Annotated in this window: 15 protein-coding genes; 7 read left to right on the top strand and 8 right to left on the bottom strand. The window is 71.8% G+C overall.

The features are described 5' to 3' along the window. Positions 1-246: 246 nt before the first annotated feature. Positions 247-1350 carry a LacI family DNA-binding transcriptional regulator gene (locus AB0O01_RS34500; protein WP_365319761.1) on the bottom strand — a complete coding sequence of 368 codons (1104 nt, stop codon included), beginning with the start codon at positions 1348-1350 and terminating at the stop codon, positions 247-249. A 178-nt stretch (positions 1351-1528) separates the two neighbouring features. Here AB0O01_RS34500 and AB0O01_RS34495 point away from each other — a divergent pair, with 178 nt between their 5' ends. From AB0O01_RS34495 to AB0O01_RS34485, 3 genes are all read left to right on the top strand, one after another. Continuing rightward, positions 1529-2680: a Gfo/Idh/MocA family oxidoreductase gene (locus AB0O01_RS34495; RefSeq protein WP_365319759.1), complete on the top strand. Its 1152-nt coding sequence runs from the start codon at positions 1529-1531 to the stop codon at positions 2678-2680. Continuing rightward, positions 2677-3864 carry a dihydrodipicolinate synthase family protein gene (locus AB0O01_RS34490; RefSeq protein WP_365319757.1) on the top strand — a complete coding sequence of 396 codons (1188 nt, stop codon included), beginning with the start codon at positions 2677-2679 and terminating at the stop codon, positions 3862-3864. Before AB0O01_RS34495 ends, AB0O01_RS34490 begins: the two co-directional genes overlap by 4 nt. 107 nt (positions 3865-3971) lie before the next feature. Further along, a complete protein-coding gene (locus AB0O01_RS34485) occupies positions 3972-4808 on the top strand; it encodes a sugar phosphate isomerase/epimerase family protein (protein ID WP_365319780.1) in 837 nt (278 codons plus the stop codon). 292 nt (positions 4809-5100) lie between these two features. Here AB0O01_RS34485 and AB0O01_RS34480 read toward each other — a convergent pair whose 3' ends face one another. Then, complete coding sequence (locus AB0O01_RS34480; protein ID WP_365319755.1) at positions 5101-6003, bottom strand: ribokinase; 903 nt, start codon at positions 6001-6003, stop codon at positions 5101-5103. A gap of 84 nt (positions 6004-6087) precedes the next feature. After that, the gene (locus AB0O01_RS34475) at positions 6088-7113 is read right to left on the bottom strand and encodes a LacI family DNA-binding transcriptional regulator (protein WP_365319754.1); all 1026 of its coding nucleotides are present in this window, start codon (positions 7111-7113) and stop codon (positions 6088-6090) included. Positions 7114-7497: 384 nt separating this feature from the next. Between AB0O01_RS34475 and AB0O01_RS34470 the strand changes: the two genes are divergently transcribed. Beyond that, positions 7498-8094, top strand: a complete 597-nt coding sequence (locus tag AB0O01_RS34470) for a GNAT family N-acetyltransferase (RefSeq protein ID WP_365319752.1) — start codon at positions 7498-7500, stop codon at positions 8092-8094. A 45-nt stretch (positions 8095-8139) separates the two neighbouring features. Here AB0O01_RS34470 and AB0O01_RS34465 read toward each other — a convergent pair whose 3' ends face one another. Beyond that, a complete protein-coding gene (locus AB0O01_RS34465) occupies positions 8140-9126 on the bottom strand; it encodes a hypothetical protein (RefSeq protein ID WP_365319749.1) in 987 nt (328 codons plus the stop codon). Positions 9127-9430: 304 nt separating this feature from the next. On the opposite strand from AB0O01_RS34465, the gene AB0O01_RS34460 reads away from it, so the two are divergent. After that, entirely contained in the window at positions 9431-10243 is an 813-nt protein-coding gene (locus tag AB0O01_RS34460) for a hypothetical protein (protein WP_365319747.1), read from the top strand. Next, positions 10240-11019, top strand: a complete 780-nt coding sequence (locus AB0O01_RS34455; RefSeq protein ID WP_365319745.1) for a hypothetical protein — start codon at positions 10240-10242, stop codon at positions 11017-11019. The genes AB0O01_RS34460 and AB0O01_RS34455 overlap by 4 nt, the downstream gene beginning before the upstream one ends. Positions 11020-11039: 20 nt before the next feature. On the opposite strand, the gene AB0O01_RS34450 is transcribed toward AB0O01_RS34455, so the two are convergent. From AB0O01_RS34450 to AB0O01_RS34435, 4 genes are all read right to left on the bottom strand, one after another. After that, positions 11040-11312 carry a hypothetical protein gene (locus AB0O01_RS34450; RefSeq protein WP_365319743.1) on the bottom strand — a complete coding sequence of 91 codons (273 nt, stop codon included), beginning with the start codon at positions 11310-11312 and terminating at the stop codon, positions 11040-11042. A 33-nt stretch (positions 11313-11345) separates the two neighbouring features. Then, entirely contained in the window at positions 11346-11852 is a 507-nt protein-coding gene (locus AB0O01_RS34445; RefSeq protein WP_365319778.1) for a TetR/AcrR family transcriptional regulator, read from the bottom strand. Between the two features lie 97 nt (positions 11853-11949). Next, positions 11950-12435: a DUF4260 family protein gene (locus AB0O01_RS34440; protein ID WP_365319742.1), complete on the bottom strand. Its 486-nt coding sequence runs from the start codon at positions 12433-12435 to the stop codon at positions 11950-11952. A 158-nt stretch (positions 12436-12593) separates the two neighbouring features. Further along, on the bottom strand, positions 12594-13001 hold the full coding sequence (locus tag AB0O01_RS34435; RefSeq protein ID WP_365319740.1) for an ATP-binding protein: 408 nt from the start codon (positions 12999-13001) through the stop codon (positions 12594-12596). 179 nt (positions 13002-13180) lie between these two features. Here AB0O01_RS34435 and AB0O01_RS34430 point away from each other — a divergent pair, with 179 nt between their 5' ends. Beyond that, positions 13181-14017, top strand: coding sequence for a helix-turn-helix transcriptional regulator (locus AB0O01_RS34430; protein ID WP_365319738.1), 837 nt, complete (start codon positions 13181-13183; stop codon positions 14015-14017). Positions 14018-14019 lie beyond the last annotated feature (2 nt).

Here is a 14019-nt window from a genome sequence, read left to right as displayed (position 1 = left end):
AGGCCCGCGGCGCCTCCCACGTCCCCTTCATCAGCCAGCCCGACAGCACCGTCAACCTCATCAAGCACGCCGACCACGCCACCCGATAACCCACCTGGGCCATCCATCTGACGGGCCATCAGCAGACGTGCGGCGGGGCCGGAGAGTTCACCCTCTCCGGCCCCGCCGCACACTCGTCAGCCGTCAGCCGTCAGCCGTCAGCTTCTGGCCTCCGGCCGTCACCGCCCGCCATTACCGGCCCCCCCGTTACCGGCCCCCCACCACCCCCGAAGACCCCCGCACCACCAGCGTCCCCGGCACCTCGGCCACCCCGCCCTCCGGTGCCGGGTCCCGGCCCATCGCGATCCGGCCCGCCCACGCCCCCGTCTCCGCGAGCGGCAGCCGGACGGTCGTCAGCGCCGGAACCACATCCACACTGAACGGCAGATCGTCGAACCCGACCACCGACACATCCTCCGGGATCCGGCGCCCCACCTCCCGCAGCGCGGCGCACGCGCCCAGGGCGACGGTGTCGTTCGCGGCGACCACCGCCGTCAGGGCCGGGTCCCGTGCCAGCAGTTCCCGGGTGGCCGCGTATCCCGACGCGCGGTCGTAGGCGGCGTGGAGCGTGCGGCGCGGATCGTCCGCCACCCCGGCCGCCGACAGCGCCGCCCGGTGCCCCTCCAGCCGGTGCCGGGTGGTCGTACGGCCCTCGGGGCCCGCGATGTAGCCGATCCGCCGGTGTCCCAGGCCGAGCAGGTGCCCCGTCAGTCGCCGTGCGCCGCCCCGGTTGCCGAAGGCCAGCGCCACCACCTCCGGGTCCGGCACCGGAGAGCGTCCGCACAGCACCACCCGCGTCCCGGCGTCCGTCAGCCGCCGCAGCTTCGCCGCCACCGCCGCCCGGTGCTCCGCGTCCTCCACCGCCCCGCCGGTCAGGATCACGGCCGCCGCCCGCTGCCGTTGCAGCAGGGTCAGATAGGTCAGCTCCCGCTCCGGCGAACCGCCCGTGTTGCACACCACCGCCAGCCGTTCCCCGCCGCCGCGGCCCCCACCCTCGCCGCCACGGCCCCCGCCGCCCCCGCCCTCGCCGCCGCCAAGGCCCCCCGCGCCGCCGATCTCCGACTGGATCGCGCTCGCCATGACACCGAAGAACGGGTCGGCGATGTCGTGCACCAGGATGCCCACCAGGTCGGACGTGGCCGCCGCCAGCGCGCTCGCCGGGCCGTTGACGACATAGTCCAGCTCGGCGACGGCCTTCAGCACCCGCTCGCGGGTCGAGGCGGCCACCGGATAGTTGCCGTTCAGCACGCGCGACACCGTCGCGGGCGACACCCGCGCGCGTGCCGCCACGTCCGCCAGGGTCACCGTCATGTCGCCGTCCTCAGCTCCGTCCCGGGCTCCACCACTGACTCCGTCCTTGTCCACCCCGCTCGCAGAGGCTAGCTTCTTCCTCGATAGAAAGCGCTTACTATCATCTGGTGTCCGTACTGGAAGACCGGAAGACCGGAAGTCCCCTGAAGGAACCGACGCCCATGAAGGGAACGACGACGTGACACGCAAGACCGTCCGTATCGCCATGAACGGCGTCACCGGCCGTATGGGCCTGCGCCAGCACCTCGTCCGCTCGATCCTCGCCCTGCGCGAACAGGGCGGGCTCGATCTGGGCGACGGCACCGTGCTGTGGCCCGAACCGGTCCTCGTCGGCCGCCGCGCGCACGCCCTGGAGGCGCTCGCCGAGCGGCACGGCCTCGCCGAGTTCTCCACCGACCTGGACGCCGTCCTCGCCGACGGCTCCATCGACCTCTACTTCGACTCCCAGGTCACCTCCGCCCGTGAGGGGGCGCTGCGCAGGGCGATCGAGGCCGGAAAGCACGTCTACACCGAGAAGCCCACCGCCACCGGCCTGGACGGCGCCCTCGCGCTCGCCCGTCTCGCGCGGGAGCGGGGGGTGCGGCACGGCGTCGTCCAGGACAAGATCTTCCTGCCGGGTCTGCTGAAGCTGAAGCGGCTGATCGACGGCGGCTTCTTCGGCCGGATCCTGTCCGTGCGCGGCGAGTTCGGCTACTGGGTCTTCGAGGGCGACTGGCAGCCCGCCCAGCGCCCCTCCTGGAACTACCGCGCGGAGGACGGCGGCGGCATCGTCGTGGACATGTTCCCGCACTGGGAGTACGTCCTGCACGAACTCTTCGGCCGGGTCACCTCCGTCCAGGCCCTCGCCACCACCCACATCCCCGAGCGCTGGGACGAGCGCGGCAGGCCCTACCCCGCCACCGCCGACGACGCCGCCTACGGCATCTTCGAGATCGAGGGCGGCGCGGTCGCCCAGATCAACTCCTCCTGGGCGGTCCGCGTCCACCGCGACGAACTCGTGGAGTTCCAGGTGGACGGCACCGAGGGCTCCGCCGTCGCCGGGCTGCGCACCTGCCGGGTCCAGCACCGCGCCGCCACCCCCAAGCCCGTCTGGAACCCGGACCTCCCCGCCGGTCACGCCTTCCGCGACCAGTGGCAGGAGGTCCCCGACAACGCCGCGTACGACAACGGCTTCAAGGCCCAGTGGGAGCTGTTCCTGCGCCATGTGTACGCCGACGCCCCCTACCGCTGGGACCTGTTCGCCGGCGCCCGCGGGGTACAGCTCGCCGAACTGGGCCTGAGGTCCTCCGCCGAGGGCCGCCGCATCGACGTACCGGAGATCACCCGATGACGGCCGCCATCCTGCTCCCCGCCCCGGGCGGCGCCCTGCGCGCCTACCACCCCCGCGCCACCCCCCTGGCCCTCCCCCTCGCCCTCGCCCCAGGGGCCCCCTTCCACTCCCGTACGGTCTTCTCCGCGGCGCATGTCGTCGCCGATCCGTTCGCCGATGTCACCCCCGGGGCACCGGCCGTCCTCGACTGGGACGCCACCCTGGCCTTCCGCAGGCATCTGTGGGCGCACGGCCTCGGGGTCGCCGAGGCCATGGACACCGCCCAGCGCGGAACGGGCCTGGACTGGGCGGTCGCGGCCGAGCTGATCCGGCGCAGCGCCGCCGAGGCCCGCGCGGTCGGCGGCCGGATCGCCTGCGGGGCCGGGACGGACCAACTGCCCCCCGCCCGGGACGGCCTGCCCCACCCGCTGGACCGGATCCGCGGTGCCTACGAGGAGCAGTTGGCGGTGGTGGAGGACGCGGGCGCGCAGGCCGTGCTGATGGCGTCCCGCGCCCTGACCGCCGCGGCCCGCGACCGGGAGGACTACCTGGAGATCTACGGGCACCTGCTGCGGCAGGCCCGCGAACCGGTCGTCCTGCACTGGCTCGGCCCGATGTTCGATCCGGCCCTGGAGGGTTACTGGGGTTCCCCGGACCTCGACGCGGCGACCCGGACCTTCCTCGATGTCGTCGCCGCGCACCCGGACAAGGTGGACGGTGTCAAGATCTCCCTCCTGGACGCCCGGCGCGAGATCGAGCTGCGCCGCCTGCTCCCGGACGGCGTCCGCTGCTACACGGGTGACGACTTCCACTACCCCGAGCTGATCGCCGGTGACGAGCAGGGCTTCAGCCATGCTCTGCTGGGCATCTTCGATCCCCTGGGACCGCTCGCGGCGGAGGCTGTTCGTGTGCTCGACACCGGGAACGTGATCGGTTTTCGCTCACTGCTCGATCCGACGATCGAACTCTCCCGGCATCTGTTCGAGTCCCCCACGCGCTTCTACAAGACCGGTGTGGTGCTGCTGGCCTGGCTCGCCGGTCACCAGGACCACTTCACCATGGTCGGCGGCCAGCAGTCCGCCCGCTCCCTCCCGCACCTGGCCCGCGCCTACGAACTCGCCGACTCCCTGGGCCTGTTCCCGGACCCGAGACTCGCCGAGTCCCGGATGCGCGCCCTGCTCGCGGTGCACGGGGTGAACCAGTGACCGGATCAGTGACCGGATCAGTGACCGGATCAGTGACCGGATCAGGGACAGGATCAGGGACAGGAGCAGGAGCAGGAGCAGGAGCAATGAAGGGGCTGGTGCGCGCGATGTCAGGTGACCTCACCCGCTTCTCCATCAACCAGATGACCGTCAGACAGCTCTCCCTCCCCGAACTCGCCGAGACCTGCGGCGAACTGGGCGTCCGGGGCGTGGGCCTGTGGCGGGCCCCGGTGCACGCGTACGGCGTCGAGGCCGCCGCCACGCTGATGCGGGACGCGGGACTGCGGGTGACGACCCTGTGCCGGGGCGGCTTCTTCACCGCAGCCGACCCCCGGGAGCGCGCGGCGGCCCTGGACGACAACCGCAGAGCCGTCGAGGAGGCCGCCACCCTGGGCACCGACACCCTCGTCCTGGTCTCCGGCGGACTGCCGCCCGGCTCGAAGGACCTGCGCGGCGCCCGGGAACGGATCGCGGACGCCCTGGCCGAACTCGGGCCCTACGCGCAGGCGCGCGGGGTGCGGCTGGCCATCGAGCCGCTGCACCCGATGTACGCCGCTGACCGGTGTGTCGTCTCCACCCTCGCCCAGGCCCTCGACCTCGCCGAACGCTTCCCCGCCGAACAGGTGGGCGTCACCGTCGACACATACCACCTCTGGTGGGACGACCGCGCCCCCGAGCAGATCGCCCGCGCGGGCGCCACCGGCCGGCTGCACGCCTTCCAGCTCGCCGACTGGATCACCCCGCTCCCCGAGGGCGTCCTGGAGGGGCGCGGCCAGCTCGGGGACGGTTCGGTCGACCTGCGGGAGTGGCGCGGTTACGCCGAGGCCGCCGGATACACCGGACCCATCGAGGTCGAACTCTTCAACGCGGGCCTGTGGGCCCGGGACGGCCGCGAGGTCCTGACCGAGACGGCCGAACGGTTCCTGATGTACGCGACGGGCTGATCCCGATCCTGGTCCCGATCCCGATCCCGATTTTGATCCAGGCCATGCGCTGAACAGGGCGAATGGAGTCCGCCCCCGACCGGACGAAAAAATTCCGTGCGCCCGTGCAACCGTTTCCGGCCCCGGCGGGTCGTACGTGGCATCAGAACCTCTGGAGGGGGGATCCGGGGGGATCACGGGGTTCTGATGCAGGAGGGGAAAGCAGGGGGGCCCGGTCCACGGACCGGGCCCCGCCGTTTCGCTCGCCCACGCGCAGGGGCTCCCGCCCGCCGGAGGGACGGGAGCGGCACGGTCACAGCGCCGCGACCTCCCCGGCCGTCGGATACGACTCCTGCGCCCCCGCCTTCGTCACGGCCGTCGCCCCGACCCGCGCCGCGTACGCCGCCGCCCCGGCCAGGGACTCGCCCTGGCCCAGCCGCCACGCCAGCGCCGCCGTGAACGCGTCCCCGGCGCCCGTGGTGTCCACGGCGTCCACCTTCACCGACGGCACCCGCGCGACCCCGTCCCCCGTCGCCACCAGCGCCCCTTCGGCGCCCAGGGTCACCACGACCGAACGCGGCCCCTTGGCGAGCAGCAGCCGCGCCCAGTCCGCCGGGGAATCGCTCACACAGGCGTCGCCCAGGATCACCCGAGCTTCGTGTTCGTTCACGATCAAAGGGTCACAGGCGGCGAGCACTTCACCGGGCAGTGGACGCGGCGGCGAGGGATTGAGCACGAACCGGCTGTCCGGCCCCAGCGCGCGCACCACCTCCACCACCGTCTCCAGCGGGATCTCCAACTGCGCCGACACCACGCGCGAGACATGGAAGAGACTCCCCGCCGCCCGTACGTCCTGCGGCCCCAGCCGCCCGTTCGCCCCCGGCGACACGACGATGCTGTTGTCGCCGGACGGGTCCACGGTGATCAGCGCCACCCCGGTCGGCGCGCCGCCCACCAGCACCCCCACCGTGTCGACGCCCGCCGCCCGCTGGGATTCCAGCAGCAGCCGCCCGTGCCCGTCGTCCCCCACGCGCGCGAGGAGCGCCGTACGGGCCCCGAGTCGGGCCGCCGCCACCGCCTGGTTGGCACCCTTGCCGCCCGGGTGGACCACCAGATCCGACCCGAGCACCGTCTCACCGGCCCCCGGCCGCCGCTCCACCCGGACCACCAGATCGGCGTTGGCCGATCCCACGACCAGCAGGTCGTAGTCGTACATCAGCTCTCTCCCTCGCTCATCAGCCGCCTTGTCGGCCGACCGGCCGGTGTCCCTGTGACCGTTCAGCCGTCTCCACTCAAACGATCAGCCACCGAAATCAGCCACATTGTCCGTGCCGGGCGGCGCGCCGCAGGACCGGCGCACGATCAGCCGCGCGGGCAGGGTCACCGACGCGGGCCGCCGCCCCTCGATCACCTCGACCAGCGCCCGCACAGCGGCCCGCCCCAGTGCGCCCGTCGGCTGCGCGATCGAGGTGATCGGCGGATCGGTGTGCACGAACCACCGGATGTCGTCGAACGCGACCAGCCCGATGTCGTCCGGCACCCGCAGCCCCCGCGCGCGGACGGCGTCCAGCGCGCCCAGCGCCATCAGGTTGTCGGCGGCGAACACCACCTCGGGCGGCTCCGGCAGCGCGAGGAACCCCCCGGTCGCCCGCCGCCCGCTCTCGGCCCGGAAGTCGCCCTGTCCGATGTAGGCGTCCGGCACCGGCAGCCCGTACCCGGCCATCGCCTCCCGGAACGCGTCGACCCGTTCGCTTCCGGTGGTGGTCGAGTCCGGCCCGGCGATGATCGCGATCCGCCGGTGACCGAGTGACCACAGATGCCCGACCAGATCCCTGACGGCCGCCCGCCCGTCCGACCGCACGACCGGCACGTCCACCCCGGGGATCCACCGGTCCACGAACACCAGCGGCGTCCCCCCGCGCACGGCGTCCGCCAGCAGCGGCGACCCGGCGTCGGTGGGCGCCACGAGCAGCCCGTCGATCCGCCGGTCCAGAAGGGTCCGTACGTGATGGTCCTGGACCTCGGCCCGTTCGTCCGCGTTCCCGATGATCACGCTGTACCCGAGCGCACGGGCCGCTTCCTCGACCGATCGCGCGAGTTCGGTGAAGTACGGATTGAGCACATCCGGGATCACCAGACCGAAGGTGCGCGTCTGATCGGTACGCAGCGACCGGGCAACAGCGTTCGGCCGGTACCCGAGCGACTCGACGGCGGCCAGCACCCGGGCACGCGCGTCCGCGCTGACCGACGGATGCGCGTTCAGCACCCGCGACACCGTGGCGACGGACACCCCCGCCGCGGCGGCGACATCCTTGATGCCGGCCATGGCCGACCCACCTCCGACCTCGAATGAAATCGATTACATCGCCATGCGTGAAGGATTGGAATCGATTACACGAACCAGAGGCAAGGGCTCCGAGCCCCACGAGACCGAATCGTGACCGGACAGGGGCTCCGCCCCGCACCCGCACCCGCACCCGCATCGGCACTCGCACCGACGCCCGAACCTGTGCCCGCACCAGGACCCGAACTCGTGCCCGCAACGGCGCCTGCCCGTACCGGGGCCTGAACCTGTGCCGCACCAGGAACCGCACCTGTGCCCATACCGGGGCCCGAACCCGTGCCCCATCTCCCCCTCCGCCGCGCCCAGCGCGAAGCCACCCCCGCCCCCACCCCCACCAGCGAAAACCGCTGAGTTCACAATGCAACCATGTTGGAAACGAACACCCCGAGAACGGCCGTGATCGATGACGCTCAGGCGATCAGTGTCTGCCTGGCCCGCGCCTTCGACGACGACCCGATGATGCGCTGGTTCTTCCCCGAGGACGCCTCGCGCGAGGCGGCGCTGAGCGAGTACTTCGCGACGATCTTCACCCGCCAGTACGTGCACAACGCGGTGTGCGAACGCACCGGTTCGGCGGCGTCGTTCTGGGTGCCGCCGCAGGCGCAGGCCAAGGCGGTGCCGGACGCGGAGACCATCGGCGAACTCGTGCGCATCCTCGGCGACCGCGCCGGACTGTTCCGCGAGGCCGTGGAGACGGCGGCGAAGCACACCCCGCGGGAACCGCACTGGTATCTCGCCCTCATAGGCGCCGACCCCGCCGCCCAGGGCAAGGGCGAGGGCGCGGCGCTGCTGCGCTCGGGACTGGCGAAGGCGGACGCGGCGGGCCTCCCGGCGTACCTGGAGTCCTCGAAGGAGGCCAACCTGTCGTTCTACGAGCACTTCGGCTTCGCCGTCCGGGAGAAGCTGGCCCTGCCCGGCGGGGGCCCGACCCTGTGGGCGATGTGGCGGGAGCCCCGCGCCTGAGCAGCACCTACGCATCCCCGACCTGGACCGGGTCCGTCCGTCCCGCTACGTGGCGGACGGTGACCGGGCGTCGTCGGCGAGCCTGATGAGCGCCAGCGCGGAGCGGTACTTCTCGGCGGAGTAGCCCAAGGGCCGGTCACCCGTCCTCTCGGTCTCCTCGTACAGCTCCCGCTGCGTCTCCGCGTAGGACCGGAGGACGGACCGGGCCCGGCCCGTCGTCACGTCCAGGGCGCCCGCCACCTCGTTCCAGGTGGCACCCCACGCCATGGCGTCGTGCACGAACCAGGAGCGGTCCCGGAAGAGCATGCGGTGCATGCTCTCGCCCAGGGCGAGGACCGCGAGCGCGTCGTCCGCGGTGGCGGTCTCTCCGGGGTGGCAGCCGGAGGGCAGGTGCCGGTCCACCAGCCGGTGGTGGTGCGCGAAGTACTTCTCGGCCAGCCACGGCAGCAGGACCCCGTACCCCACGTCGCCCGGCCTGCGGATCACCCGGGCCCGCCACTCCTCGTGCGAGCGGGGCGAGTCGACGGGGTCGATGGGGTCGACGGGGTCGGCGGAGGGCCGCGACCGCGCGGGTTCCGAAGGGGCAGGTGTCCCACCGGTCCGCGCGCCGGGCGCGCCCGTGTCCGGCGCCGGAACGCCGTCACGCGCCGAGACGCCGTCACGCGCTGGGACGCCATCACGGTCGGCCCTGCGCGCGGCGGACCGGGCCAGAAGGGCCACCACGGCCAGCGCCCCCAGGTGCGCCCCGGCTCCCGCGAGCAGGAACCACCAGGGTGACCCGCCCCGGTCCGCCGCGTCGAGGCCGAGCCCCACGGACGCCACCAAGGCCACGACCAGGCCGATCCACGGCAGCAGGACCATCGCCACGGCCCACGTCCTGACCGGCTGTTCGACGTTGACGCACACCCAGAGCGCGATCAGGTTGACCAGGAACCCGCACCCCGCGAGGACGGCCACCACACCCAGGTAGAGCATCGGCCACTCCTCCGACGCGCAGGAGCCACCGCTCGCCTGCTGCATGAGTGCGTTCATGGGCTCCCCGCCGTCCGGTCTGCTCGACTACCACCCCCGACGGTACGAGGAGTTCGGCGCCCCGCCCTGAGTACTGGCACTCAGCCCGACCCGGCCCGCTACTCAACCGGCCGGAGTGGCCCTCGTTCCACCGCTCCAGGGCCAGGGCCAGGGCCCTGGGCCCGCTCCACCTCGGCGTCCAGACGCCCGATGCGCGTTCCGTCCTCGATCATGTCAGACGAAACCCGCAGGTCAACGGAGTCTTCGACGGTCTGAGGAGGAGAAGCACCCACTGATTGTCGGTGGGCGGCGCTACGGTGCCGCCATGGCAACCGAACCCTCCCCGCCCCCCTCCCCCTCCGACTGGGACCGCCAACTGGCCCACGCCTTCGGCGTCCTGATCGGCGACCCCCTGGACGAGTTCGATCCCGACGCGGTCTACGCGGCCACCCTCCGGGGCAATGTCCTGAACGAGACCGGGTTCCTCAAGGAGCCCGACTGGGTGCGCCCCCAGGCCCTGACCGGCGCCCGGCCGATCCCCTGCGACATCGGCATCAGCGGCGGTTCCGACCGGCGACCGCAGTTCGACGCGAGCACCTCGATCTTCAACTTCTGGCGGTGCGACAGCCCGGAGTCACCCCTGCCGAAGGACTTCGCGGCGGCGCTGAAGGCGGCCTCCTTCGGGGAGTACATGATCAGGGGCGCCGACATAGCCCCCCTCCTGGACCGGTTCGGCGTCGACCTCACCGCACCCGCCCTGAAGGACACCTGGGACGTCTACTTCCCCCTCCTGGTCTCCGACGGGACCCTCTTCGACGCCCTGCGGGTGGCCCTGGAGACCGGCCGCGCCCCCGAGGACCTGCTCCCCCTCTCCGTCGCCGCGGAGCCGGACGAGTACTGGGAGGAGGACCTCGCCGCCATCGAACACCCCACCCTGCGCCGCCACCTCGGCCACTTCTGCACGGACGGCGAGGAGGGCATGATGCCGGTCGGCCAGGAGGTGATGCTGTTCGCCCTGGAGGACGAGGGGTGTGAGCCGGTCCACGGCTGGGAGGACGGCCACGGCCAGATCGATCTCGCGGTGATCAAGCTCAGCCCGACGGTCGCGGGCCCGGCCCGGGGGGCACGGCACCCGTGAACAGCGAAGCGGCACCCAGGCCCCGTCCCGCCCTCGGATGGACCCCCGCCACGGTCGCCTCCCCGGGCGGACCGCTCCTGATCTGCGCGGCCGACGCGTTCGCAGCCTGGACCGGGGCGGCCCACGACGCCGCCTACGACCTGGATCCGGGGGGCGACTACGCCCGCGCCTGGTCGGCGGTCCACCCGGACGACGACGACCTCGAAGCCGCGATCGTGGACTTCGGCGAGCACGGGCAACACCGGGGCGTCATCTGGGAGATGGAAGGCGAGGGCACAGCAGAGATAGCCCAGACGACCCGGACGGCCCACCGCAGGGAGGCGCCCGGCGCCGACAGCTTCCTGATCACACGGTCGTGGATCCCCCGGGGCAGCACCCCCGCGCCCCGCCACCGAGCCGCCGGGGCGTCCCCGGCGGAGGAACGCGGGACGGGCGAACTGCACCTGCCGGGCGGCCGGGTCGTGGTGGCGTGGGCCGGCCTCGACGCCGACGGGACGGGCTCGTACGCCGACGCCCGGGAGCGGGCCGAGTCGATCGCGGCACTGGCCCGCCTGAACCCGCCGGTCGCCCTGCACCGGGAGGACCAGGCGGGCCTGGGCACGATCCTGCGGGTGACACCGGGGACGTACCGGGTCACCCACGGCTGGCACGAGGGGACAAGGGGCCGGTACATGCCGTCGGAGGAGGCACAGGGCCCCGTACGGAAGCAGTACGAGGACGACGACTGGAGCTGCCGCTGGATCCGCTTCACCCGGGTGACAGGGAGGGACCGATGAGGCGGTCCCGCTGACCGTCCTCAGCCGAAGGACGTGCGGAACGTCTCCTCGAAGGCGGCCCGCACCTCGGCGGCGACGGAGTCCCAGGACAGGCCCAGTTCCCCGGCTTGCTCCTCCAGCTCCTCGCTCACCTCGTCCCAGTACCAGTCGCACCAGAAGCCCGCATCGTGGACGACGGACTCCCAGCCGCCCGATTCCCGGTAGGCGGAGTCACCGGCCCGCCCTTCGGCCTCCTCCCGCGCGGCACCGACCAACTGCGCCAGCCCCGCCCCGGAATCACCGGATCCACTCACGCTGCACCTCTCCCCTCGCCCAGCACTCCGTGCCTATCGCTCCAGGGCTGTGACGCCCGCGCGCCAGGCCCCCGTCAGATCGGCCCCGTCCGGAAACCGGCCGTGGATCTCCAGGGTCACCATCCCATGGGCGAACGCCCAGATGGCACGGGCCTGGTCCGCATCGAAATCACATGCCCTGAGCAGGGGCAGCGCGGCGCGTTCCTCCAGCCCCTCGGGGAGGGCGTGGCGGGGGAGCGGGCCCTCGGTGGCGAGGCAGTAGAGATGGGGGTGGGCGAGGGCGTCGGCACGATAGGCGGCGGCGAGGGCGGCGAGGAGGGTGGGGGCGTCGGCGGACCGCTCGAAGTGTTCCTCGGCCTCCTCCATGGCCCGGGCCGTCTCGGCGAGGCTCAGGGCGATCAGTTCCACCTCCACGGCCGCCTTGTCGGGGAAGTGCTTGTAGAGGGAGGGGGCCTTGATGCCCAGATGCTCGGCCAGCGCGCGCATGGTGAGCGCGGCGATCCCCGACTCCTCCACCAGCGCCCGCGCCGCCTCGACGATCTCCCGGGCCCGGGGCGTGAGCCGCGCCGAGGGGTCGCCGGGCCCGGTGGTGTCGCCCTCAGGCGCATGGGTCGTCGTACTCCGCCGCCGCTGCCGCTCAGCCACGCTGGAAACCGTCCTTCGTCCGCAGTCCGTACCCGAAGGCGCGATCGTACGAGATATGGGCGAGCCAGCCGCACAGGGCGGCGAAGAGCGGGGCCCACTCCTTGGGCGCGGTGAAGGAGTAGAGCACGGCGAGGCTGAACGGGACGATCGCGCGGTGGGCGAGGTTGTAGTACGGCACCGCGCGCGGCGCGAGCTGCCCCTTGGCGAGCCGGCCGCTCTCGCGCGCCGAGATCAGCAGCGTCAGATCCGGCGCGAGCATGAAGAGCAGGGCCATGACGATCGCCGCCGCACCGTGATTGACGCCCTCCAGCATCGCGAAGGCGGTCCAGAACAACGCGGCGGCGAACCACAGCGCCCGGCGCGCGGCGCTCAAGGGGAAGGGGGCGGAGGGTGTGTCCACGTCCTTGAGGGCACCAGGGGGCGGGACGGAGATCTGGATCGGGTTCTTTTCGAGGGTGGTGAGCGTGTGCGGCTCCATGGAGGTGCCTTCCTTCCGGTATGCGACAGCACCATTGGCTAACGCCGTTAGCTGAACTCTAAGGCTAACGACATTAGCCGTCAATGGGGGGCGCGATCCCTTCATGCGGCACGCGGCGCGCAAATCACGCCCCCGTGGCGCCGGGCAGGTGCCCCGCGCTAGGCGACGCCCAGCTCACACCACACATACTTGCCCTGATCGCCGAACCGCCCGGACGGCTGCCAGCCCCAGTAGTCCGCGCAGGAGTCGATCAGACCGAGCCCGCGCCCGTCCTCCTCGTCATCACCGAGTTGCTCCCAGGTCTTCGGCGGCCCCGGGGGTTCCGGATTCGTGTCCCAGGCGGCGATCCATACGACGCCCTGCGCGTTGCGGCGCACGCGCAGGGCGGCGGGCCCGTCGGTGTGCCGCACGGCGTTGGACACCAGCTCGGCGGCGACGAGTTCGGCGGCATCGGCAAGCCGGATCAGCCCGTGAAGGGTGAGGATCAGCCGCAGCGTACGACGGCACACCGTGACGGCTCTGAGGTCGTTGGGGATGGAGAGGGTGTACTCCCAGGTTTCGGACATGGGTCATCAACTCCGGTGAGGTGTGGGGGATTTGACGCACGGTGGCATGTCGCGGCCGTCGTGGGGGACGGGCGATGCCCTTCCGCAACGTGGTCGATGCATCACCGACGGTAGGGGTATCTTGATAGCCGAAGCAAGCCGCTCGCCGAATCCACGCCCCGAAAGAGGAGAATCAGCACATGGTCCAGAGGCGCGAGCCGACAGCACGCCAGATGCGCCTGGGTACGGAGCTACGACGACTCCGGGAGGCGGCGGGCCTGAACACCGTCCAGTCGGCGGCCCTGCTCGGCATCAAGCGGGCCCAGATCACCCACATCGAGCTGGGACTTATCGGCGTGAGCGAGGAACGGTTGCGGCGCTTCGCGTCCCACTATGCGTGCGCGGACGAGGAGTTCATCGAAGCACTGGTTGACATGGCTACGGACCGCACCCGGGGTTGGTGGGAGGAATACCGGGGTCTATTGCCGACGTCGTTCCTGGACCTGTCCGAGCTGGAACATCATGCGCGCTTCCTGCGCAACGTCTCGGTCCTGTACGTACCTGGTCTGTTGCAGACCGAGGACTACTCGCGAGCTGTCTTCTCCTCCAGACTCCCCGAGTTGACCACGGAGGAGATCGAGGTGCGTATCCAGCACCGCAAGGCACGCCAGAAGTCCACTGTCCCCTTTGCGGCGGTCATCCATGAGGCGACCCTTCGGATCAGGGTCAGTGACCGAGCGACATCAAGGGTTCAGTTGACCCGGCTCCTTGAACTCTCCGAAGCGGACCACATCACTCTGAGGGTCATCCCGTTCGACCTCGACGGATTCGCGAGGGCGTCCAGCACGATGACGTGGGCGAAGGGCCCTGTGCCGAAGTTGGACACGGTGCTGCGGGACGCTTTGCACGGGTCGGCCTTCCTTGATTCCGAAGCCCAGCTCAACACGTACCGCACAAGCTTTCGTAGGATGGAGGCTGCGTCACTCGAACCCGAGCAATCACGCGATCTCATCCGTAGTTTGGCGAAGGAGCTGTGAGG

Source organism: Streptomyces sp. NPDC093252, from assembly GCF_040683675.1.
In the GTDB taxonomy this organism is placed as follows: Bacteria; Actinomycetota; Actinomycetes; order Streptomycetales; family Streptomycetaceae; genus Streptomyces.
This window is presented reverse-complemented; position numbering and strand designations above follow the sequence as displayed.